We start from the raw sequence: 21,003 nt of genomic DNA on the forward strand, positions 1-21,003 counted from the left end.
CAACAAAAAGAAAGGGAATTAATTTACATATATTTTTATAATAATAATGGCTCTTCACTAAACAATTTTATTTTGTAAGCTAAAAAAATAGAAGTATCGTCCTATATAAGACAATACTTCCTTAGTTACTTAAAAATCACATAATAAATTACCCATTACTTCTTCAAGCACTACATCTGGATTTACTACCTCTTTTTCCAAACGCCATCCTATAAAGCCATCTGGTCTAATCAATGCAGCACCTCCATGCCCTATCCCATATAGTTCACTCAAAACATCTTTTTGAGCAACAAAGTCTCCACTTAAACCAACACGATACACTTTTATATTTACTCCTAATTTAGATGAAACGTCACGTGCAGCTTCAGTCCAAGTACTAGGCTCTGCTCCAGTAAGTAACACAAAGTTGCTACCAAATAGATCAAGTATAGAAACTTCTTTTCCTTCATAAGTTCCCCAAAAATGTGGCGCACGCGTTCCCGGGCGTCCGTTCAAATCAACTATATTCATTCTATGCGGTGTGTTACATTCGTCTATAATTGCTTCTGAGCAATACTGATAACCAGCAGTGACAGCTAAACTATCCATATTACTCAAATTACCTTCCTCTCTATTCGCAGCACGAAATAATATACTACTCGCATGGTCCGTCGTTAATTTTGCAACTGGATATCTCTCGTCATGATACGTTTCTAACAATTTTGGATTTGCTTTACCTTTTATAACCGCAGCCAATTTCCAAGCTAAATTATGTGCATCTTGTATTCCTGTATTGGAACCGAATCCTCCTGTTGGCGGCATAATATGTGCCGAGTCGCCAACTAAAAAGATGCGATTGTCCTGAAATTTTACCGCTGTACTTTCACTCGCTTCCCACGGCAAAACACTTACTATTTCTGGCTTAATATCCGTACTTCCAATTGCAGTTTGAATAATTTGTTTACAGCGTTCTATAGAGAAATCCTCTGGTCGCTCCCCTTTTACTGGATCATAAGCTACATGATAAATCCATTTACTTTCGTTATCGACTGGAATAAGCGCACCAATTACTTCTGGATGAAGTATCATAGTAAAACCGAATGCGTCTCCTTTAATACATTCACTCAAATCCGCTTCAAAATATATGTTCATATAATAACCACCGATTGTACCACGGCCCTCGGTTAAAATACCTAACTGTTCACGTATTTTACTTTTCGCTCCATCTGCTGCAATTACATAATCACAATGAATCATGCTCTCTTCTTTCGTTTTACGATTTCGAATCGTTGCTATTACTCCGTTTCCATTTTGCTCATAAGAAACTAGTTCATGATAAAAAGATAGCTTCCCGCCTAATCTCTGTGCTTCTTGTAACATCATCTCCTCTAAAGTAATTTGATAACAAGCAGTTTGTTTTGATGGGCTAATCTCTTCCACTTTACGAAATAAATTTTCGCTATTTTCATACTGCGCCGCCCTTATTTGTTCCAACTCTTCATGCTTTACCTCAGCTATTGTTTGAACTGCAATTCTCCCGTGACAATTCTCTAATGCTTTACCAGCTAATCTAATTCCTTTTTCTAGACCCAGTTCTCGGAATAATTCCATTGTGCGAAATGTAATTCCACCCGCTTTCGGATGAATCGCAGTAGACGGATGCCTTTCAATAAGTACATAATCAATGTTATGTTTCGCAAGAAATAATGCAGACGATAATCCTGATAATCCCCCTCCAACAATTAAAACTGGTACATGTTTCGATTCCATACATTTTCCCTCCACATATATTCTTCTGAGCTCAGTGACATAAATATAATCAAAAAACCAACAAAAATATAGACTTATATTTCATTTTGAATTATCATATAGATAGATTACGCCCCAAATTACTTTTATCCTTTCATACATCTACAAGTCACTTAATTTGTGTGTGTATGAAAGGATAAAAAAGAAGGCTTTACTTTGAACTATTCTCTGATATAGACATCAAAAATAATAAAAACATTATAAGCGGTCGTAACCTTGTAAATTATACAAGGTTACGACCGCTTATTTTATTGTTAAATGGCTACCCTTTATCCTCGGCAGACATCGTATTGTTAAATCATTTTCTACCTTTCAACTCCATTATTTTCTATTCCCTATAATAACTACTCCATTATTTTCAATACGTAAAAATGGATTCGTCTCGATTTTCTTTCTCAATATTGCAGCTCATACAACATTCATGTAGCATTACCGTATCGATGTAATGGTTCATCATCTTAAACCTTTCGACTAATTATTGGAGGTATAGTGATTGAAATGAATAAACAAGAACAATTAAATGTTATTAAAGAAGATTTTATTAATTGTCAAAAAGTATTAGTGGCAATTGGTGACGAAACACGTCAAGCTATTTTGTTAGTTCTAATGAAAACAGAATGTCAAACTGGATTACGTGTTGGCGAAATCACTAAACAAACACACCTTTCTCGACCAGCAGTATCACATCACCTTAAGATTTTACGAGAAGCTGGTATTATTTTAATGCGTAAAGAAGGTACAAAGAACTTTTATTATATTGACATACGTACCAAATTAGGATTATTAAAAAATCTTGTATTAGATATTGAGAAGCTACTGCAAAACTTTTATTGAAATTTGGAGGTATAAGAAATGAGAGCAATGGTGATTGATAAGTATGGGAAAGTTCCAATGCGCATGACTGAGATGCCCACCCCTGAAATAAATCAGTATGAGGTGCTCGCAGAAATTCATGCAGCTAGCATTAACCCAATTGATTTTAAAATACGCGATGGAAAAGTGAAGTTGTTACTTAAATATAAAATGCCCCTTATTCTTGGTAATGACTTTTCTGGTGTCATTGTAAAAGTCGGAACAAAGGTGACTCAATTTAAAGTTGGTGATGAAATATATGCACGTCCAAGAAAAGATAAGATCGGTACTTTTGCGGAATATATAGCCATTCATGAAGATGATATAGCCTTAAAACCGAAAAATTTAACTTTTGAGGAAGCGGCGTCGATTCCACTCGTTGGCTTAACATCATATCAAGCACTACATGACATCATGCAATTACAAAAAGGACAAAAGATTTTGATTCACGCTGGATCCGGCGGTGTTGGTACTTTCGCAATTCAGTTAGCAAAAATAATGGGTGCCACTGTTGCAACAACCGCTAGTGAAGCTGGTGAAAATTTAGTAAAGTCTCTTGGCGCAGATGAAATTATTAATTACAAAAAAGAAAAGTTTGAAGATATACTGAAAAATTATGATGCGGTATTTGATACACTTGGCGGTACAACACTTGAAAAATCATTCGATATTATAAAAAGCGAAGGGAACATTGTTTCCGTTTCAGGAATGCCGAATGCTCGCTTCGGTAAAGAATTTGGTTCAGGATTTTTCAAAACACTCTTATTTTCATTAGCAAGCAAAAAACTTACTGCACTTGAAAAAAAGCATAATGCTCAATATTCGTTTTTGTTTATGAAACCAAGCGGAGATCAATTACGTATAATTGCAAAGTATATTGAATCTGGACAAATCAAACCTATAATCGATCGCATTTTCCCTTTTGAAGATACTCAAAAAGCAATGGAATATTCAGAGTCTGGAAGAGCAAAAGGAAAGATAATTGTAAAAATCAAATAATAATAAAACTCCATTTTTTTAAAATGGAGTTTTATTATTTGCTGTTAAATAGACATAGTGCAATGAAGTCCTTACAATAGATTTCAAGGGGAAATATCATATTATACTTTTAGCTAATTTTACAAAGAATACATACGTACAAATACATAATAAAAAAATAAACAAGGAGGAGATAAAATGACTAAAAATAATGAAGCAGGTTGGAATTTAGATAATAGTTATACGACTTTACCACAATCATTTTATACAGAAATCCCCCCAACTCCTGTACACTCACCGGAGTTAATTAAACTAAATAATTCTTTAGCAATATCTCTTGGCTTTAATCCTGAGGAACTAAAAAAGGACGCTGAAATCGCCATTTTAGCTGGTAATACTATTCCAGAAGGAGCTCATCCACTAGCTCAAGCGTATGCTGGGCACCAATTTGGTCATTTCAACATGTTAGGAGATGGTCGTGCCCTTTTAATTGGAGAACAAATTACTCCTTCAGGCGAACGGTTTGATATTCAATTGAAAGGTTCCGGTCCAACTCCATATTCACGCCGCGGTGATGGTCGTGCTGCACTCGGTCCAATGCTACGTGAGTATATTATTAGTGAAGCGATGTACGCGCTTGATATTCCAACTACTCGCAGTTTAGCAGTAGTCTCAACTGGCGAATCAATCTATCGCGAAACGAAGTTACCTGGAGCTATTTTAACTAGAGTTGCAAGCAGTCATATACGCGTTGGAACATTCCAATACGCCGCAGCTCGAGGCTCAATCGAAGATCTCAAAGCTTTAGCTGATTATACGATAAAAAGACATTATCCAGAGGTTGAATCTACTGAAAATCCATATGTCGCACTACTACAAGAAGTCATTAAGAGACAAGCAAGCCTTATCGCAAAATGGCAACTCGTTGGCTTCATTCACGGCGTAATGAACACTGACAATATAACGATTAGCGGTGAAACGATTGATTACGGTCCATGTGCCTTTATGGATAGTTATAATCAAGGAACAGTATTTAGCTCTATTGACACACAAGGCCGTTATGCATACGGAAATCAACCATATATGGCTGCATGGGATCTCGCACGTTTAGCTGAATCTTTAATACCGATACTACATGAAGATGAAGAAGAAGCACTAAAAATTGCACAAGATGAAATTTCAAAGTTTAGCGTGCAGTACGAAAACAATTGGTTCCTCGGAATAAAGAAGAAATTAGGACTATTTAGCAATGAAGAGCAAGATCAATCCCTTATTGAGAAACTTTTAAAAGCAATGGAAAAATATAAAGCAGATTATACAAATACATTCCGTGCATTAACTGACAATATATTAGAAAATGCACCTTTATTTGAAAGTCCTGAATTTAAAGAATGGTACGAGCTATGGCAATCTCGGTTAGAAAGACAAAAAGAATCGAAAGATGATGCATACAAATTAATGAAAAATAACAACCCAGTAATCATCCCTCGCAACCACAGAGTAGAAGAAGCACTAGAAGCAGCTGTTAAAGATGGAGACTATAGCGTAATGGAGAAACTTCTTCAAGCTTTAGCAAATCCTTATGAATATTCTCAAGAACAAGCGGATTACTGCATGCCTCCAGCGCCGTCGAATCGCCCTTATAGGACTTTTTGCGGGACGTGATTTAGAGCACTAAGACTGTTTTTCTGCTCCTAATTGTATTATTTATTAGTGTAATTCCCACTAAATTCAAGTACACGATTCGTTATTTTCCATAAAGGAACATTATAAGTAGAAAAGGTGTTTTCGTATAAAAACACCTTTTCTACTTTTTTCTCCATCTTGTGAAAAAAAAACGTAATTTAATACTCTAGTTTGCGTTTCTTTTATGTATTACATATCGTTAGCATATTCTATGTGATTACAGTTGTATATTATCACCTCTATCAATTTCCTCCCATGCGAAAAAGATACATACACCAAACAAGCTGTCACGAACAAAGGAGAGCTCCTTACTTCCTACCTATTTCTTTCCTAATGCGTTAACTTGGTAACTGTTCTATTAAAATTCTTCTATTCAATCTTCATTTTTTCTTATTATATTCAGGTACATCGATAAGGAACAACTATTCTCGAATATAAAAATCCAGCTATTGTACAAATGTTGATAAAAAATAAAGGAGAAGAGAATGAATCCATTTTAATATAACTAATGAGAATTTGTATGTTCCAATATCTTCACTATATTCCTCAACAATCTTTTATTAAAATTCATTACAATAGTTTAAAATTATGACGGATTACTTTCAACATAATGTGAAGGTAGCTCTAACAACAAAAAACTGGCTTGTAAACCTTTAATGTTTACAAGCCAGTAAATAATATCAACTAAAGCTAGCACTCTTAAAATAATACTTTAGAGTTGTCTTCCCTCTAAGTATACTAACTCAGGTCTCGTTGGAGACCACCCTTCTCCGTGAGTCGATTGTAACTTATTGACGACAGTATTTGCGGTTGCTGTTTGTTGAATCTTTGGAGTAGTATTTATCGTAAAAACTGTAATACCTGTAACAGCTAAACTCATTACCATTAAACTCAGTTTCTTCATTATTTTAACGCCCCTTTAGCTAAATTTGTTTTTCTTGCTTCAAGACTTAAACAAAAATATTCACTAGACGTTTTATAATCACATACCTCATATAACCTAGCTGCCATCACCTCAGCATATTCTTCTACATAATAAGAAAGATTCTCTTCTTTGAAATAAGAAATCCCTGTAACAATTACCCTTTTTAATTCCTCGATAGTCACATTATTATTTAATGCTTTTAAAATATTGAAATGATGTGTATATTCTTCATTCTCTACTTCTAAACAAAGTTCCAATCCTTTTTCAATAAGGATAGAAGATACATTTGTTTCACCTAACTTAGAATATTCCCTAGCTTGTAAAAAAACAGCTTTGAAATGATTAGGTATTTTCTCTGTTACTTCTGATAAGTGACGGATAGCTAATTCAGAAAGGTTTTGATTTGCATATAGCCACCCTAAGTTGTGCCGCACGAATGAAATTAATCTTTCTTCATTATTTTTTTGTAATAAATTTAATGCAGAATTTAAATGTTCCTCGGCCTGTTCAAACTGTTTTAGAGATACACAACTCATTCCAATAGTATTTTCGCAAGAAGCAGTATTACTTTCATAACCTTGGTGTTTAGAGAAGATATCTTTTGAAATAGTTGCATAGTGAACAGCTAAAAGTGGTTCATTATTATTATGATAGAATAAGGCTAACTTAGATTGAAATTCAGCTTGTTCAATTTCTTCTGGAACGTCTTTCAAAAGAAACTCTGCTTTTTCATAATATTTTTTCGCTTCTTTATAATCTTTAATTATAGTAGCATATACCGCTTTACAAAAATTGTAATAATAAGATAAGAAACCATCCGTCGGAATTTTAAAAGAATCTATTTCGTCAAAGCTTCTCTTTGTGATACTAAATCTATCAACAAGCGTTTTATAACGAAAATCTAGTAAGAAATAATATAATAAATTTTGTTCTTGCAACATTTTATTTGATTCTTGTTTCAAAACATCAATATTTTTATCAATTTCTTGTTTTAAATTAGTTGCTTTTGACAATTGTTGTTGTAACATTGCTTGATACCATTCATTAAGTTGCTTTGTAACCTGTTCGCTTCCCTTCACTGGAATGTTCATAAGATCCCCCTTTTTCGAATATTCTCACATAAATAATAACAAATAGATATTAAGATATAAATATCTCATTAATATTTCTCAACATTTATTTAACATTAAATCCATTAAATTAATCACATGCTGTAAATTTTTTAAAACACTAAAGAAAATTGCCCCCATAAATACAGCGTCTAAATCACTATAAAAATCTATAAATACAATATATTAACACTTTATAAATGTGTATTCACACTCCACCATTATTTTAAACACCCTTCTTCATCAACCCTGCAATCCCCCTGCTCCCTTCACTCCCAACTTTCTCAAGTTCTTCTATAACTAATTCTCTTCTCTCCACAGAATGATTTTGACTTAACTTCGCTTTCCCTTCTATTTTATTTATCTTTATTCTGAACCCAACTATTCCCCTACTTAATCCTTCCATATAATTCGGATCTACATTATTCAGTGAGTACGTGCTCTTTGGATTTTCATATTTATGTACTAAATCTTGAAGAGAATCTATTAATTCCTGTTCATCTTCAACAATTTCTAACTCCCCATATACATGCACCGCAACATAGTTCCATGTTGGTACTGCTTTATTTGTTTCATACCATGACGGAGAGATGTAACTATGTGGCCCTTGAAAAATAGCTAACACTTGTTGATTTCCACTATCTTTCCACTGCTCATTTGGACGTGCAAAATGCCCGGATAAAGTAAGTGTTTCCCTATTTAACAATAACGGTAAATGCGTTGCGTACAGTGCTCCGTTATGTTGAGAAAATAAAGTTGCAAAGCTATTTTGTTCAATCATTTCGTACTTCGTCTCTTCATCTTGTATAGTGAAATGTTTTGGTATGTACATAAGCTCCCTCTTTTCTTATCTTCTTATTTCCCATTATATTTACGAGATTTATTATTGGGCAGGGACAGATGATAATTGTTTTATAAGGTCAGTGCATATAGTAAAACCTTTGTTTCAAAAATAATAGGTGGCATTATATGATTTCTGCCACCTTAGTCAATTTTTTTATTTATACAAACTCCCTTATTCAACGATCCTTCATAGCTTTTTCTAATACATATTCAATAAATTCCGTTTTACCTAAGCTATAATTTAAGCGATTTTCCGCCGTTTCTGCTAATTCTTTCTTTAGCTTTCCATATTCAATAACAACGTTTGGATTTCCACGAAGATACTCACGAAACGCTACATGTCTTCTTAACTCTTCACTATTCTTATCGCATACATATAAATGATGTTCCATCCAAATTGTATTCTTCCCGTCCCTCGGAACATATTGACCCTTTCTCCCAAAAGCCTCTCTCCCCTTAAAACTCCACTCTTCTTGATGAAAATAACCTACCTGTTCAAGTCTCTTTATTACTTTTGGAAAAACATCATAATCTTCTATTACAACATCGACATCTAATATCGGTTTAGAAGCAAGGCCTTTAACAGATGTACTCCCAACGTGCTCTATAGAAAAAATGAGTTCTCCCATTACGTTATTAATCAACGTCTGTAATTTACAAAATTCACTTTCCCATTGTGTATTATATTTCTCAACAGTAATAAATTGTTTCAATTGACCACCCTTCTCAAATCACTTTTATAACCTCTGAATATGCGTATCCTTAAAATCAGTTTCATACCTCAATCCATACCCAAGCATTCGATCCATTCCAATATGTGCTGTCCATATTAAACCAATCATTAAAATCGTATCCATCTTTAAATAGACCCCTATTAAAACAAGTAATATTGATATGATATATGTGTGAAATAGATTATAAATTTGTGCACCGATACGTTTGTTAATAGCGTACGCCACCATTGCTAAATCAGGTGCAAAAAGTAATACAATAAATAATAACCAACTAAATCCACATAATCCATATATATAAATTGCAGCTAATAAGACCACCAATCCTTCAAAGTGTATAATTCGTTTCTCCAAACTTCATCATTCCTTATCTGTTAGCTTGAAAATTTTATTCGGATTTAAAATATTTTGCGGATCAAGAGCTTTCTTTATTTTCTCCATTACCAATAATGCCGCACCATGTTCTTCTTCTTGATACTTCTGCTTTCCTATTCCAACGCCATGCTCTCCTGTACAAGTTCCGCCACGCTTAAGAGCATACAGTACAATACTTTCATTTATTTCATCCGCTTTTTTCACTTCATCTTTATCATTTGGATCAATCATTAAGAGCACGTGAAAATTCCCGTCTCCTACATGGCCAAGAATACCACCAACAAGGCCCACCTTATCTAACGTCTCTTTCGCATTTTGAATCGCGCCAGCTAACTCTGAAATTGGCACACATACATCTGTACTCATTAGCTTTTTGCCAGGGTAACTATGAACGTAAGAATAAGCTAAGTTATGTCTTGCATCCCATAATTTATTTCTTGCCGCAGTTTCAGTTTCAAAAGCAACTTCTTTACATTTATGATCAAAAACAATTTCCTTCGTAAACTCGATATCTTGCGTTAGCCCTGCTTCATTTCCGTGAAACTCTAAAAACAGTGTTGGTTCTTCTCTGTAATTTGTTTCATTGTAATGATTTACTTGTTTCATAGATAATTCATCAACAAGTTCTATTCTCGCAATTGGAATACCAGCTTGTAGTATATTAATAACAGCTTCTACTGCATCATTTATAGTTGGAAACAATGCTCTCGCAGCCATAACATGTTCTGGTATGCCGTATACTTTTAATGTTAGCTCTGTAAAGCATCCAAGCGTACCCTCTGATCCTACGAAAATACCATTTAGATGATAACCTGATGATGACTTCGCCGCTAAATTGCCAGTATGTATCACTTGCCCATCAGCAAGCACCACTTCTAAATCACGAACTTGATCACGCATTACGCCATACTTAACCGCTGTCGTTCCGCTCGCATTCGTAGCAGCCATGCCTCCTAACGTTGCATCTGCACCTGGATCTACACTAAAAAACAAACCGTACTTTTTCAATTCTTTATTGAGCTGAGAACGAGTCACTCCTGGTTGTACTTTCACAAGAAAATCTTTCTCTCTTATTTCAAGTATTTTGTTCATTAATGAAAAATCAACTGTAATCCCCTTTTCATAAGGAATTATATGACCTTCTAAACTAGAACCTACTCCAAATGGAATGACAGGTTTTTTATGCTCACTCGCTATTTTCATTATTGCTCTAACCTCTTCCATCGTTTTCGGAAAAACAACTACATCAGGTAAACTACTATTATGGTAAGATTCATCTTTACTATGTAACTCTCTTACTGTCTTATTAACCACTACTTGATCTTCAGGAAGTACATCCTTTAATTCATTTACTAAACGCTCAATTGTTATTTCCATTACATACTCTCCTTTTATATTATTTACTCTACATTAATTATACCATTTTTATACAAAATAATTAGAATAGTTAAATTTATGAAATTTTATATACAAAAAAGAACTTGCAGTATTCCCTACAAGTTCTTTTTTAAAACTATATTTTAGACGATTTTTTCAATAAAATCATAAACCAAACTAAAGTAAATGCCATCATAGAATGAGAGAACCCTACAATATAAGTTAACCCTTTAAAGTCCGCTCCATTTAGTTGAAGAAGTCCTCTCGCTGCCAGCGATCCTAACATTAAAGTTAATGCGATATTATGTAAAATAAACCAGTTATTAAATCCTTTCACTTCATGAAACGCGAATACTTTCGCTAATCCTAAAGCAATTAAAAAGAAGAAAAAGCCAAGTACTAACGTATGCGTATGCAAAAGATTTAATAAAGTAGAGCCTAAAATCCCTTTATATTTCCCATACTCCCTAGCAAATATTCCTGACAATAAACCGATAATCAAATAAGTAAACGATGCATTATATAATTTCTTCATTATGTACCTCCTTGAGTAGAATGTGTAGTGTGTCATATTTAGTAATAATGATAGTCATATAGTAAAAACTCCTAGTTTCCTAGGAGTCATTGTATAAGTATCTCACTCTTTACAATCAATCCTAATTATAAAATATCCTTTTATACAAAACAATCGAACTTTATGTGAACAGTAACTCTCAATTAAAATAACTTGCACTTTTATTTCGCACAATCCATACTAATTGTTATAACTTTTAAAGGTGGTGCAATAGATTGATAGTTCTTGAAACTGAAAGACTCACTCTTCGCTGGCTCGATGTAAAAGATGCTCCGTTTATTCTTGAATTAGTAAATGATCCTGCATGGATTCAATTTATTGGTGATAAAGGCATTAAAAACTTAGAAGATGCAAAAAAATACATCTTAAACGGACCCGTCGATATGTACAATAAAATGGGCTTTGGTCTTTACTTAGTTGAACGAAAAGAAGATCTCACTCCACTTGGTATGTGCGGCCTTATTAAAAGAGATTCATTAGAAGATGTTGATATCGGCTTTGCTTTTTTAGAAAAATTCCGTTCAAAAGGGTACGGCTATGAATCAGCTGCTGCAGTAATCGAATACGGTGTACAAAAGCTCGGACTGAAACGAATTGTAGCAATTACTTCTATAGATAATGTTGCTTCAGGCACGCTGTTAGAAAAAGTAGGATTGCGATTCGAAAAAATAATTTCAGACTCAGGAGAAGATCTAAAATTATTCGGGTATAACGCATAACAAAAAAGGGTCGCCATTCATGGCGACCCTTTTTTTCACTTCACTTCTACCGTATAATTCCCTGTTCCACCACCATACTGGTATACATGTAAATAGTACTTCCCTGGATACGTATAGTAACTACCTACTAATTTATTTCCTTGTTGCTGTGCATACGTAACATAATTATTTAAATCTGCTTCTGAATAAAGAACCCAGTTTACTCCGATATTATTTTCCTTCGTTACATTAATTTGAAGGTTTTTCGCAGTTTCTATATTTATTTCAAAGTAATCACTCGTATCACCGTTTCCTAAACTAGCACGTAAAACTTGATTTAACTGCAGTTTATTTGCCGTTTGGAATGAATTATTTGGCTCTTTTTCTACACTGTTATCTTCTTTCTTTTGAACCGTTACACTTGTTGTAGCAGTATTAGTTAACCCTTTATCGTCTGTTACTGTTAATTTCGCTGTATACGTCCCTTCTTTTGTATAAACGTGAGTTGGATTTTGTTCATTACTTACAGTACCATCACCAAGCTCCCATTTATAAGAAATAATTTTCCCATCTTCATCTTTTGATCCATCGCTTTTAAACGAGATCGCTTCATTCGTATGTCCGCTATACGGACCATTTATAACCGCGACCGGCGCTTTATTCACTGCACCTTCTTCTGTATTAATACCGTGGAACACAACATCATATTCAAATTGCCCTGATGCATTCACACGATAATTCACAAAGTATGCTGTTACAGTTTTATAGCCTGTCCATTCTTTTGCACTTAAACGTTTTAACGTATCATTAACGTTTTGCGTAATTGTTTTCCAGTCTTCATTTTCTCCTTTTGCAGCAGTACCTGTATACGTTCCTTGCAGTGTAAATGTATTAAAGAATTGTGATTTATTTTTCTTTACTGATACATTACTTAATTTTGCTTCCGCTGTAATTTCTGCGGCAATATCTGAAACTGGTTTCGGTGCATGAGTTGCTAAATAATCATCTGACACTAACGGAACATTATATTTCTCACGGTTGTCTACTAACATTTGCATATAGTCTTGATACTCTTTATTTAAATTCGCATCTTTACTTAAAGCAGAGCGATATGCATCATATGCTGTTACATCATTTTTCCTAATAAGATCATGAACTTTATCAAACATATCGTATCTCTTATTGTACATATACGATTGTAAAGCAAAGGAATAATTATAGAAATCCCACGTTCCATACTTTGCATTTAACGTTCGCTCTGCGGTATAACGTTCTGCTGGATTCGAAGATAGTCCTCCTATAATACTCTTTCTTGGAACGACATTGTCCGTTCTCGTTGCACCTGCAAAAAACTCAGCATTCCCTTCTTCAAACCAAGATAATCTCTCATTCTCATACATCTTACCTTGTCCCCAAAGTCCTGGCACTTCATATCTACCTTGTAAATAATGCGTGAATTCATGTCGGAACAATTCTTCTAAACTATAAATACTTTCTTCTGGCGTACGTTCATAAGTAAAGAACGTACCTGTTCCTTCTATATAAAGACCGCCGTTATTCGTTTCATACCCGTACAATTGACGATTAAATTGATATTCAGCCGGGCTATTATAAATAACCATCGTTAATACATCATCTGGATTTCCTTTTTCTAACGGTTGGTCACTTTCAACCGTACGATGGAATTGTGCCTTCACTTCTTTTGCTGCCCAATATAAACGTTTAACTTTCTCCTCAGTCACTTTATCTCCCGCTTTTAAAACAATTGCACCATCATCAAACGTATACGTTTTCGGCAAATACTTTTTCTTCCCATCTTCTCGTATTTGATCTAAATTAACAACGTTACCGTTTGCATCTTTCCCGCCATAATTCGTCGTAATTTGCTCAGCTGCTACGAAATATTGCTCACCTAAATAAGGATAGATTTTCATCGCATCTGTTACAACTTGTAATCCTTTTGTCCCTGTACTATGGAATGTGCCGAGTCTACCTGTATAATAAATTCCATTATTAATAAGCCATCCGTTTTTCTCTGTAATCGTTCCCATTAACGCGAATCTACTTAATTCATTAATATAGCTATCTATTTTTTGGTACCATACTGTATCTTTCGGTGCTTTTCTCGTATCGTACAAATACGATTGAATATCGTAATCAACACCTTGCATAATATCGTAAATCGCATTTCCAGCTGAAAGATTATCTACCAATGTAGAAAAATTATCATTATATTGCTTAAAAATCTTTGCAGCCGATGTTATCGTTTCCACATCACTCGAAGCATTTCCTATTAATTTCCCATATGATGATACAACTTTATTTTGTTCTAACGTACCGAGTTTGAAATTTGGATTGTTCGCAATCGTTTTTAATGCAGGTAAGCACTTGTCATGATAGCTACGTTCATTTAGTTTACTTAATTCTGTATTATAAAACCCTAAATAAAACCCTGATCGCAAAACTTCCACTAATGTCTCAATCCCTTTTGAATCGTCTTGCGTATAAGCCTGTCCTTGCTGCTTCAATTTATCAATAATTGCCTGCATCCTACTATCATTTTGATAGAATGCAAGACTGTCTTTATTAAACTGAAATAGCCCCGTAATTTGCTCCCAATCGATTGTTACAAGTAAATCTACTAATTGTTGATTGCTTAATTGATTTAATTCAGCAATTGTATAAGTTTTTGCTACAGCTAATTGCTTACTTTCCTTTTTTACTTCAGGCGGTCTTTGCGATAAATCAGCAAATTGTAGCCTTTTCTCAAAAGACTTGCTTTCTAATACTTTCGATGAATGAGCTAATTCTTCCACGGGCAGTTGTACACCAACCGGCTCCATTTTTAGCACATTTCGATATGAAACTTGCTCTCCCTTAGTATCTTCCGCCAATATGCTTCCTTGAAAACTCCCTAACATTAAACTAGCAAAACTTACCCCTACTAAAACTTTTTTTGAATAGCCTTTCATGCTCTCCCCTACCTTACATTTTTTAGTGTCCCGCTCCATTATTTTACTATTCTGACTATTTATTCTGTATTGAGAAAAAAGAAGGGAACGTTCACACATGTATCCATTCAAAGCGAAAATAACACTTGACTTCACATGTGATTTATGTCAAAAAAGGATAGATAATAGCGAAATTCCTGCTACATCTATCCTCTATTTCAACACTATGATTTTAACTTTATAAACGTAATTTCCGGCAATGTTTGCATATGCTGAATAAATGCATTCTTTTCTTCTGACGATATATTTTTCAATTGCATTCCTACCTTATAAACTATTTCTGTATCTTGCTGTAAGGCTTCAACTTCATATGAAAGTATTGGAATACCTTTCACTCGTAGCGTCTCTACTATTTGTTGTACCGCTTCGTGTTTATTTATACACATTTGCACCGTTATATTTTGCGGAAATAAAAATTGCACCTTAAAAATACGACTTACAATCTCTAAACCAATCAAAACGAGAATCATCGCTCCAATCCCTACAACATACATACCTGCTCCAATTGCTAGCCCTATTCCTGCTGTAGCCCATAAACCAGCCGCTGTCGTTAATCCTTTCACTGCCTGCTTTTGAATAATGATTGTACCTGCACCTAAAAATCCAACTCCACTAACAACTTGCGCTGCAATCCGGCTCGGATCAAGAGCCATATGTTCTTCAAACACAATATCCGAAAAAGCATATTTCGAAACGACCATTATTAAAGCACTCCCTACGGCTACTAGGAAATGTGTTTTTAATCCCGCTTCTTTTGAGCGAATTTCCCTTTCAATTCCAATTATTGCGCCTAATAAACCGGCAACACCGATTCGTATAATAAAATCAATATGTAAGCTCACGGGCATTTCCCCCTTTCATTCATTATAGATAGATAAAACAAAAATTATCACAAACATCCGTTTATCGATATAAAAGCATTTCATTAAAATATACTTAATATCTCAACTTATTTATGTTAATATTTTAAATATTAACATAAATAAAACAACCTACTTCTCATACAAAAAAACTTTAAAGTTCAACGTCTAACTTATTTTCAGTTAAAAATGGTATATGAGTTGCATGAAATGAGGTTGAGAAAATCAGGAAACGCTTTCATTTTATATCATAATTTTTGTGAAATAAAACATAAATAAAAGGAGCTTACTAACAATGAACGTCTCTTTACTTACACCTACTACTGATTTACAAGAAGAATACTTAGATTTTTATAACGAATGGAAAGATAGCGGTGAAACGATGATTCCATGGGTTATTTCAAAAAATCCTTCTAATTTCACGGCAATGATTCAAGAATTACACGACGCACATAACGGAATAAATATTCCTGAAACTTGGGTACCAGATTCTACTTATTGGCTTGTTACAAATGAAAATAAAATTGTAGGAGCTGTTAATATTCGTCATAGTTTGACGGAGCATTTATTTAATGCTGGAGGCCATATCGGTTATGGTATTCGCCCTTCTGAAAGAAGAAAAGGTTATGCTACAAAGTTACTAGAGTTATCATTAGAAAAAACGAAAGAATTAAACATCACGAAAGCACTTGTCGTTTGCGACGAAGTGAATACTGCTTCAGAGAAAACGATTTTACATAACGGCGGTCTCCGTGATGATGATTTCACTGAAGAAGATGGGAATGTTGTGAGAAGGTATTGGATTGAGCTCTAAATAATCAAAAACAAGCCAGAAAGTGATTAAACACTTTCTGGCTCCTTTTTCCTTTTATACTGCTTCTATTTCAAACTGCACTGTAATACCACTTGGATCTACTACAGTAAATCCATTTGTAGTTTCATTTATTTCATGTTGTTTTTCTATTAATCTTTCTTTCACTTCATCTAACGCTTCTTTATGCGGTAGTACTATCGTATACACTTTTAGTCCAGTTGCATGTGCTGGTGGATGTGGATTATTTACCCCGTTCCACGTATTTGCACCAATATGGTGATGATACCCTCCTGCCGAAATAAATAAGCAATCATCTTCACGCTGTTGTACTTCAAAACCTACTGTATCTACATAAAACTCATGTGACTTTTCTACATCAGCTATTCGTAAATGGACGTGCCCAACGACAGTGTCAGCAGGTAATCCATCAAACTCATAATTAACGAGCGTTGCCAGTTCTTTTAAATCTAGTGGCGTACTTCCCCCTGGCCCTTCTCCCCATTGACCTCGAGGGCGATCTGCATAAATCTCGATACCATTCCCCTCTAAATCTTGTAAATAAAACGCCTCACTATACGTATGATCACTTGCACTATTAAATCTTGAAATTGGCAAAATTTCATTTGAATATGTATAACGTCCTTCTTGCTCAGCCGGACTATCAATTACCTTTTTATTGCGAATAACACCAAATAGTGCCGAAGCAAAAGCTTCACGAGTCGGAACTAAAAAGGCAACGTGATATATACCCGTCGTACGCGGTTCTTGTAGCGCTGCATCTTCCAACTGCTCAAGAACAAGTAACGTATTCTTACCACCTTTTCCTGTTAAATATGCTTTATTCCCCTCTTCCTTACTTACCTCTAACCCTACTACATTCTCATAAAAAGCAATTTGACGCTCTAAATCTTTTACTTTAAATTCGACATGACCAATACGTGTTTTCGGATGAATTTGTACCATGAATAACTTCCTCTCCTAATCCTTTATTTCAAAACAAACTAACATCGCCGTTACTATGAAGGATACAACTAAAAACACACTATGTAAATAAGAAAAATCAGAATTCATAGTTTTTTAAGAAGGCCATTAATGACAAAAAGCCATCTCCTCTGAAATTCAGAAGAGATGGCTTCAATTATAGAAACTATAAATATTTTACTTTCTTATCCTTTAACTACATATTTATTTCATCTTATGTACTTCAGCAACTAACTTTCCGCCTTGAATACCCATATAAAGCTTAACAGGAGCATCATTCGTATTTTCAAATACTAAGTCTAAATATGGATAAGCAATTGTTGCATCTCTTCCCTGAGGGACATAACCTACTGTTTTAGAATGTGTAGTTCTCTCTACCATTTTCAAACCAGCTTGATCTGCTGCATTGTATAGCGTTGATGATGTTTGACAAACGCCACCACCATAACCATCTACTAATTTACCATCTACAATTTCTTTACCTAATTGATATCCTTTATCTGGCGTTGTATCACCGATTAATGCATTAAAAGAGAAACTGTCTCCTTTTGCTAATACAACTCCATTTATGCTCGCTGCCGACAAACGAATATTCTCAATACGGCCACCTGCTGATCCACCTAAATTCGTTTCATATCTACCAATTACCGTGCCACTTCCTTGCGCATCACTTAATGTTGCGGTAGGCTTTTTCTCAACGATAGGTAACTGATATGAAGAATCCCACATACCAACGTTTAATAATTTATCTACTAATTCTTTTTCCATTAATTCAAAAGAAGGCTTTCCTTCTTGCCATGATCCATCAGGAGCTATACGTGAAGGAACCATCTTTTTGTCAACGCTTTTCCCAACTTCACCTGCAACCTTCGTTACCGATTTTTTGAATTTCGCCTCATCTTCAAAATAACCTAAGCTCGATAAGTCTATTTTTTTCACTTCAGTACCAGTACGCCCATCCACTAAGCTAATTGAATCCTGTACATCAGCCTTAGCCTCTACAACGTTCCCACCAAAATCACTTACTAATGCCACATCACTTACTTTTGTGCCACAACCACTTACTACAGCTACACATAGCACCCCTACTAATATACCCTTTATTTTTCGGAACAATATACTCTCTCCTTTTCCCCAACATTATTTCTTATGTAATATTTCATTTTTATGTATGTTTTGTTACAATCATTTTACAATATATTTAGAAAATGTTACAAGTTGTTTTTTACTCTATTAAAACTACTCTTTTCTTTTGTAAATGTCTATACATATTTATATAAATTTTCGAGTTTGATAAGATTGTAACTTTTATGTAACCTATCTCTATCCAGTATATACCATTCAACAGATGAAATACAAATGTAAAACCCTTTCATTTCACCTCTCTATTCACCTGCATGCTTCAGAAACCGTAATACCGCTTTCTCATATGTGATCATTATTAACAACTTAAACCGAGCTTTTATCGGTAAAAACAATCATTCACTTCAGGTATATAGGTATTTGCCGTGCCACTACTCCGCTTTTGCACATACATTATGATGAATTTAACCTATTATAAAGAAATGGAGGATGTTTTTATGTATCCCTACAATCCTTATGATCCATATAACCAATATGGTTACCAACCTCAGTATGATTTACAGGCACAATACCAACAATATATAGATCAAACAGAACAAGTTAATCCATATGATCAAAATCGACAATTTCAACTTCCAATCTCTTTCCCTGGTACTGGAAACCGTCAATTAGAAAGACGAGTAAATGAGCTTGAGCAAAGAGTACGTCAACTAGAAAACACAGTTGAGCGTCATACGCGTAGATTAAACCGCTTAAATCAGCGTTTACGTACAGTAGAAAATAGGCTAAATATTCCATTTTCAGCATTAGAAGACGGATTTTAATTTCGAAAATAACAAATATATAAGGAAGGGGCTCCCCCTTCCTTATATAAATTGACGAAAGTTTTTTCCATCTCTATACTGATAAGAGTTAATGAAATGAAACAAGGTGATAAATATGGATTTTGAAATAAATTTTCTTTCCTTTTATGTAGTACAAGTAGAAGGAAAAGGTGAAGCAGTTGATAAACGCTATAAACATTTTCAAACATTAGACGCTGAAGAGTATGAAGATAGCTCTTTAAAAGAATTTTTGAATGGTGAATTATTAAAAATTTCAAAGCGAAAAGTAGAACGTCACGCAAAAACAGAACAAGCCCCAACAAAGATCGGTCGCTTTATTGTAGAAGAAGGTCATGAACTCGATTCAAACCCTCATTACAACTTATTTAATCGTATTCGTTTTGCAGAAACAAAAGAAAACTTCAAAGATATGAGCGAACCTCTCGTTTATACATACCTTGACACAAGCGCTGTACGTGGTGGTGTATTTTTAATCGCTCAAGCAAAACTACGCAAATACTTTGATGATCCATTCGTATTCGTAATGAAATGTGACTTCGAACCAAAAGTCGCTTCCATTTCTGATGAATCAACACTTATTCGTAACGTTGAAATGGCCATCACAACAAAGAATATGAAATCTATCCAATATCCATACATGCCTGAAGAAGGTATGGTGGAGCCTGGCGAACTAAAAATACACCAAGCATCACACGCCCGCTACTTTGAAGACTTCTTAAAATTCGTCGAATACGAACGCTCTATGCCTGAAATTATGAAAACACAAGTAATGGACATGGTATACGACCAAATTGAAGATGTATTTGAAGAAGGTACTGAAGAACGTGAACAGTTCGACCAAGCGATGGAAGTATGGGCTGCCAGTCCGAAACGCGAAATTATGGAACAATTTTCAACAGAAGAAGTAATGGAAGCTACCGCTCAAATCGTCGAGCACGCCCCTGAAGTGGAATTAAAGCTAAAAGCAGATCATATCTCTGTGAAGGCTTTGCTTGCTGATTTCGGAGACCTAATACATATTGCAAAGGTAAACGACCGATATGTATTAATGATTGAGGCTGATACACTTACGTTTGAGAAAGGCTTCTCTCCCATTGAGTTTTTGAAGCCGGATGAATTACAAGACGTAATTGAGCGGATTGAGAATAAACAGCAGTATTCTTATGATCCGAATGGGATCGAATAAATGCTTCCATATACCTATTTTTACTGAGCTCTATTAACAAGCGCTCTTTTATTTGGGACATAGTTGACATTTATACTAAAAACCGATTCTACTAAGAATCGGTTTTTCTTCTTTATAACAAATATGCTTATTTTTAAAAAATATTTTTGCTCCAAGATGACATTTCTTGTAGAATCAAGCAGATTCCTTCCTTGTTGTACAAGCGTATTTCCATGAGAGACATCTACTTCAATATTTCTAGTTGACCAAGTCCTTCTATAAGTTTTTGGTGTTTTTCCTTTTAGTCA

At 34.6% G+C, this 21,003-nt stretch carries 19 protein-coding genes; 7 read left to right on the top strand and 12 right to left on the bottom strand.

Annotated elements, in window-relative coordinates:
- Window positions 1-129: 129 nt before the first annotated feature.
- Window positions 130-1,749 carry an FAD-dependent oxidoreductase gene (locus QCI77_RS17700; protein WP_353825298.1) on the bottom strand — a complete coding sequence of 540 codons (1,620 nt, stop codon included), beginning with the start codon at window positions 1,747-1,749 and terminating at the stop codon, window positions 130-132.
- Window positions 1,750-2,277: 528 nt separating this feature from the next.
- Between QCI77_RS17700 and QCI77_RS17705 the strand changes: the two genes are divergently transcribed.
- From QCI77_RS17705 to QCI77_RS17715, 3 genes are all read left to right on the top strand, one after another.
- Window positions 2,278-2,622 carry an ArsR/SmtB family transcription factor gene (locus QCI77_RS17705; protein ID WP_002033417.1) on the top strand — a complete coding sequence of 115 codons (345 nt, stop codon included), beginning with the start codon at window positions 2,278-2,280 and terminating at the stop codon, window positions 2,620-2,622.
- A gap of 18 nt (window positions 2,623-2,640) precedes the next feature.
- Window positions 2,641-3,639 (top strand): NADP-dependent oxidoreductase, encoded by a 999-nt coding sequence (locus QCI77_RS17710; protein WP_113709615.1) that lies wholly within the window; start codon window positions 2,641-2,643, stop codon window positions 3,637-3,639.
- Between the two features lie 177 nt (window positions 3,640-3,816).
- Complete coding sequence (locus QCI77_RS17715; protein ID WP_353825299.1) at window positions 3,817-5,283, top strand: protein adenylyltransferase SelO; 1,467 nt, start codon at window positions 3,817-3,819, stop codon at window positions 5,281-5,283.
- Between the two features lie 733 nt (window positions 5,284-6,016).
- Here QCI77_RS17715 and QCI77_RS17720 read toward each other — a convergent pair.
- The 7 genes from QCI77_RS17720 to QCI77_RS17750 form a co-directional block, all read right to left on the bottom strand.
- On the bottom strand, window positions 6,017-6,208 hold the full coding sequence (locus QCI77_RS17720) for a Phr family secreted Rap phosphatase inhibitor (RefSeq protein ID WP_002165311.1): 192 nt from the start codon (window positions 6,206-6,208) through the stop codon (window positions 6,017-6,019).
- A complete protein-coding gene (locus QCI77_RS17725; protein WP_353825300.1) occupies window positions 6,208-7,320 on the bottom strand; it encodes a response regulator aspartate phosphatase in 1,113 nt (370 codons plus the stop codon). The genes QCI77_RS17720 and QCI77_RS17725 overlap by 1 nt, the downstream gene beginning before the upstream one ends.
- Before the next feature lie 244 nt (window positions 7,321-7,564).
- Window positions 7,565-8,170 (bottom strand): FMN-binding negative transcriptional regulator, encoded by a 606-nt coding sequence (locus QCI77_RS17730; protein WP_353825301.1) that lies wholly within the window; start codon window positions 8,168-8,170, stop codon window positions 7,565-7,567.
- A gap of 187 nt (window positions 8,171-8,357) precedes the next feature.
- Window positions 8,358-8,894: a GrpB family protein gene (locus QCI77_RS17735; RefSeq protein WP_201064911.1), complete on the bottom strand. Its 537-nt coding sequence runs from the start codon at window positions 8,892-8,894 to the stop codon at window positions 8,358-8,360.
- A gap of 24 nt (window positions 8,895-8,918) precedes the next feature.
- Entirely contained in the window at window positions 8,919-9,266 is a 348-nt protein-coding gene (locus QCI77_RS17740) for a DUF4260 domain-containing protein (protein WP_353825302.1), read from the bottom strand.
- Window positions 9,267-9,272: 6 nt separating this feature from the next.
- Complete coding sequence (locus QCI77_RS17745) at window positions 9,273-10,664, bottom strand: FAD-binding oxidoreductase (RefSeq protein ID WP_353825303.1); 1,392 nt, start codon at window positions 10,662-10,664, stop codon at window positions 9,273-9,275.
- 136 nt (window positions 10,665-10,800) lie between these two features.
- Window positions 10,801-11,199 carry a DUF2871 family protein gene (locus tag QCI77_RS17750; protein WP_002033617.1) on the bottom strand — a complete coding sequence of 133 codons (399 nt, stop codon included), beginning with the start codon at window positions 11,197-11,199 and terminating at the stop codon, window positions 10,801-10,803.
- Window positions 11,200-11,453: 254 nt separating this feature from the next.
- Here QCI77_RS17750 and QCI77_RS17755 point away from each other — a divergent pair, with 254 nt between their 5' ends.
- Window positions 11,454-11,957 (top strand): GNAT family N-acetyltransferase, encoded by a 504-nt coding sequence (locus tag QCI77_RS17755; protein WP_002137638.1) that lies wholly within the window; start codon window positions 11,454-11,456, stop codon window positions 11,955-11,957.
- Between the two features lie 35 nt (window positions 11,958-11,992).
- Here the strand turns inward: QCI77_RS17755 and colA are convergent, their stop codons facing one another.
- Both colA and QCI77_RS17765 read right to left on the bottom strand, forming a co-directional pair.
- Window positions 11,993-14,908: a collagenase ColA gene (gene colA / locus QCI77_RS17760; protein ID WP_149190808.1), complete on the bottom strand. Its 2,916-nt coding sequence runs from the start codon at window positions 14,906-14,908 to the stop codon at window positions 11,993-11,995.
- A gap of 203 nt (window positions 14,909-15,111) precedes the next feature.
- The gene (locus QCI77_RS17765) at window positions 15,112-15,789 is read right to left on the bottom strand and encodes an MgtC/SapB family protein (protein ID WP_002066498.1); all 678 of its coding nucleotides are present in this window, start codon (window positions 15,787-15,789) and stop codon (window positions 15,112-15,114) included.
- Window positions 15,790-16,102: 313 nt separating this feature from the next.
- On the opposite strand from QCI77_RS17765, the gene QCI77_RS17770 reads away from it, so the two are divergent.
- Complete coding sequence (locus tag QCI77_RS17770; protein ID WP_002033611.1) at window positions 16,103-16,621, top strand: GNAT family N-acetyltransferase; 519 nt, start codon at window positions 16,103-16,105, stop codon at window positions 16,619-16,621.
- A 54-nt stretch (window positions 16,622-16,675) separates the two neighbouring features.
- Here QCI77_RS17770 and QCI77_RS17775 read toward each other — a convergent pair whose 3' ends face one another.
- Together QCI77_RS17775 and QCI77_RS17780 are read right to left on the bottom strand one after the other, a co-directional pair.
- Window positions 16,676-17,584 carry a VOC family protein gene (locus QCI77_RS17775; RefSeq protein WP_088031026.1) on the bottom strand — a complete coding sequence of 303 codons (909 nt, stop codon included), beginning with the start codon at window positions 17,582-17,584 and terminating at the stop codon, window positions 16,676-16,678.
- A 222-nt stretch (window positions 17,585-17,806) separates the two neighbouring features.
- Window positions 17,807-18,718: a VanW family protein gene (locus QCI77_RS17780; RefSeq protein ID WP_002033606.1), complete on the bottom strand. Its 912-nt coding sequence runs from the start codon at window positions 18,716-18,718 to the stop codon at window positions 17,807-17,809.
- A gap of 464 nt (window positions 18,719-19,182) precedes the next feature.
- Here QCI77_RS17780 and QCI77_RS17785 point away from each other — a divergent pair, with 464 nt between their 5' ends.
- Together QCI77_RS17785 and QCI77_RS17790 are read left to right on the top strand one after the other, a co-directional pair.
- Entirely contained in the window at window positions 19,183-19,509 is a 327-nt protein-coding gene (locus QCI77_RS17785) for a hypothetical protein (protein ID WP_002087720.1), read from the top strand.
- Window positions 19,510-19,624: 115 nt separating this feature from the next.
- Window positions 19,625-20,716: a DUF3900 domain-containing protein gene (locus QCI77_RS17790; RefSeq protein WP_002014380.1), complete on the top strand. Its 1,092-nt coding sequence runs from the start codon at window positions 19,625-19,627 to the stop codon at window positions 20,714-20,716.
- Window positions 20,717-21,003 lie beyond the last annotated feature (287 nt).

This window comes from Bacillus cereus group sp. MG9 (assembly GCF_040459995.1).
In the GTDB taxonomy this organism is placed as follows: Bacteria; Bacillota; Bacilli; order Bacillales; family Bacillaceae_G; genus Bacillus_A; species Bacillus_A mycoides.

What these genes read in the sequence shown, in the direction of transcription:
- QCI77_RS17715 (WP_353825299.1), top strand. Translation starts at nt 3,817, where the DNA reads ATGACTAAAAATAATGAAGCAGGTTGGAATTTAGATAATAGTTATACG.
- QCI77_RS17710 (WP_113709615.1), top strand. Translation starts at nt 2,641, where the DNA reads ATGAGAGCAATGGTGATTGATAAGTATGGGAAAGTTCCAATGCGCATG.
- QCI77_RS17785 (WP_002087720.1), top strand. Translation starts at nt 19,183, where the DNA reads ATGTATCCCTACAATCCTTATGATCCATATAACCAATATGGTTACCAA.
- QCI77_RS17730 (WP_353825301.1), bottom strand. Translation starts at nt 8,170, where the DNA reads ATGTACATACCAAAACATTTCACTATACAAGATGAAGAGACGAAGTAC.
- QCI77_RS17750 (WP_002033617.1), bottom strand. Translation starts at nt 11,199, where the DNA reads ATGAAGAAATTATATAATGCATCGTTTACTTATTTGATTATCGGTTTA.
- QCI77_RS17720 (WP_002165311.1), bottom strand. Translation starts at nt 6,208, where the DNA reads ATGAAGAAACTGAGTTTAATGGTAATGAGTTTAGCTGTTACAGGTATT.
- QCI77_RS17770 (WP_002033611.1), top strand. Translation starts at nt 16,103, where the DNA reads ATGAACGTCTCTTTACTTACACCTACTACTGATTTACAAGAAGAATAC.
- QCI77_RS17700 (WP_353825298.1), bottom strand. Translation starts at nt 1,749, where the DNA reads ATGGAATCGAAACATGTACCAGTTTTAATTGTTGGAGGGGGATTATCA.
- QCI77_RS17775 (WP_088031026.1), bottom strand. Translation starts at nt 17,584, where the DNA reads ATGGTACAAATTCATCCGAAAACACGTATTGGTCATGTCGAATTTAAA.
- QCI77_RS17745 (WP_353825303.1), bottom strand. Translation starts at nt 10,664, where the DNA reads ATGGAAATAACAATTGAGCGTTTAGTAAATGAATTAAAGGATGTACTT.
- colA (WP_149190808.1), bottom strand. Translation starts at nt 14,908, where the DNA reads ATGAAAGGCTATTCAAAAAAAGTTTTAGTAGGGGTAAGTTTTGCTAGT.
- QCI77_RS17790 (WP_002014380.1), top strand. Translation starts at nt 19,625, where the DNA reads ATGGATTTTGAAATAAATTTTCTTTCCTTTTATGTAGTACAAGTAGAA.
- QCI77_RS17725 (WP_353825300.1), bottom strand. Translation starts at nt 7,320, where the DNA reads ATGAACATTCCAGTGAAGGGAAGCGAACAGGTTACAAAGCAACTTAAT.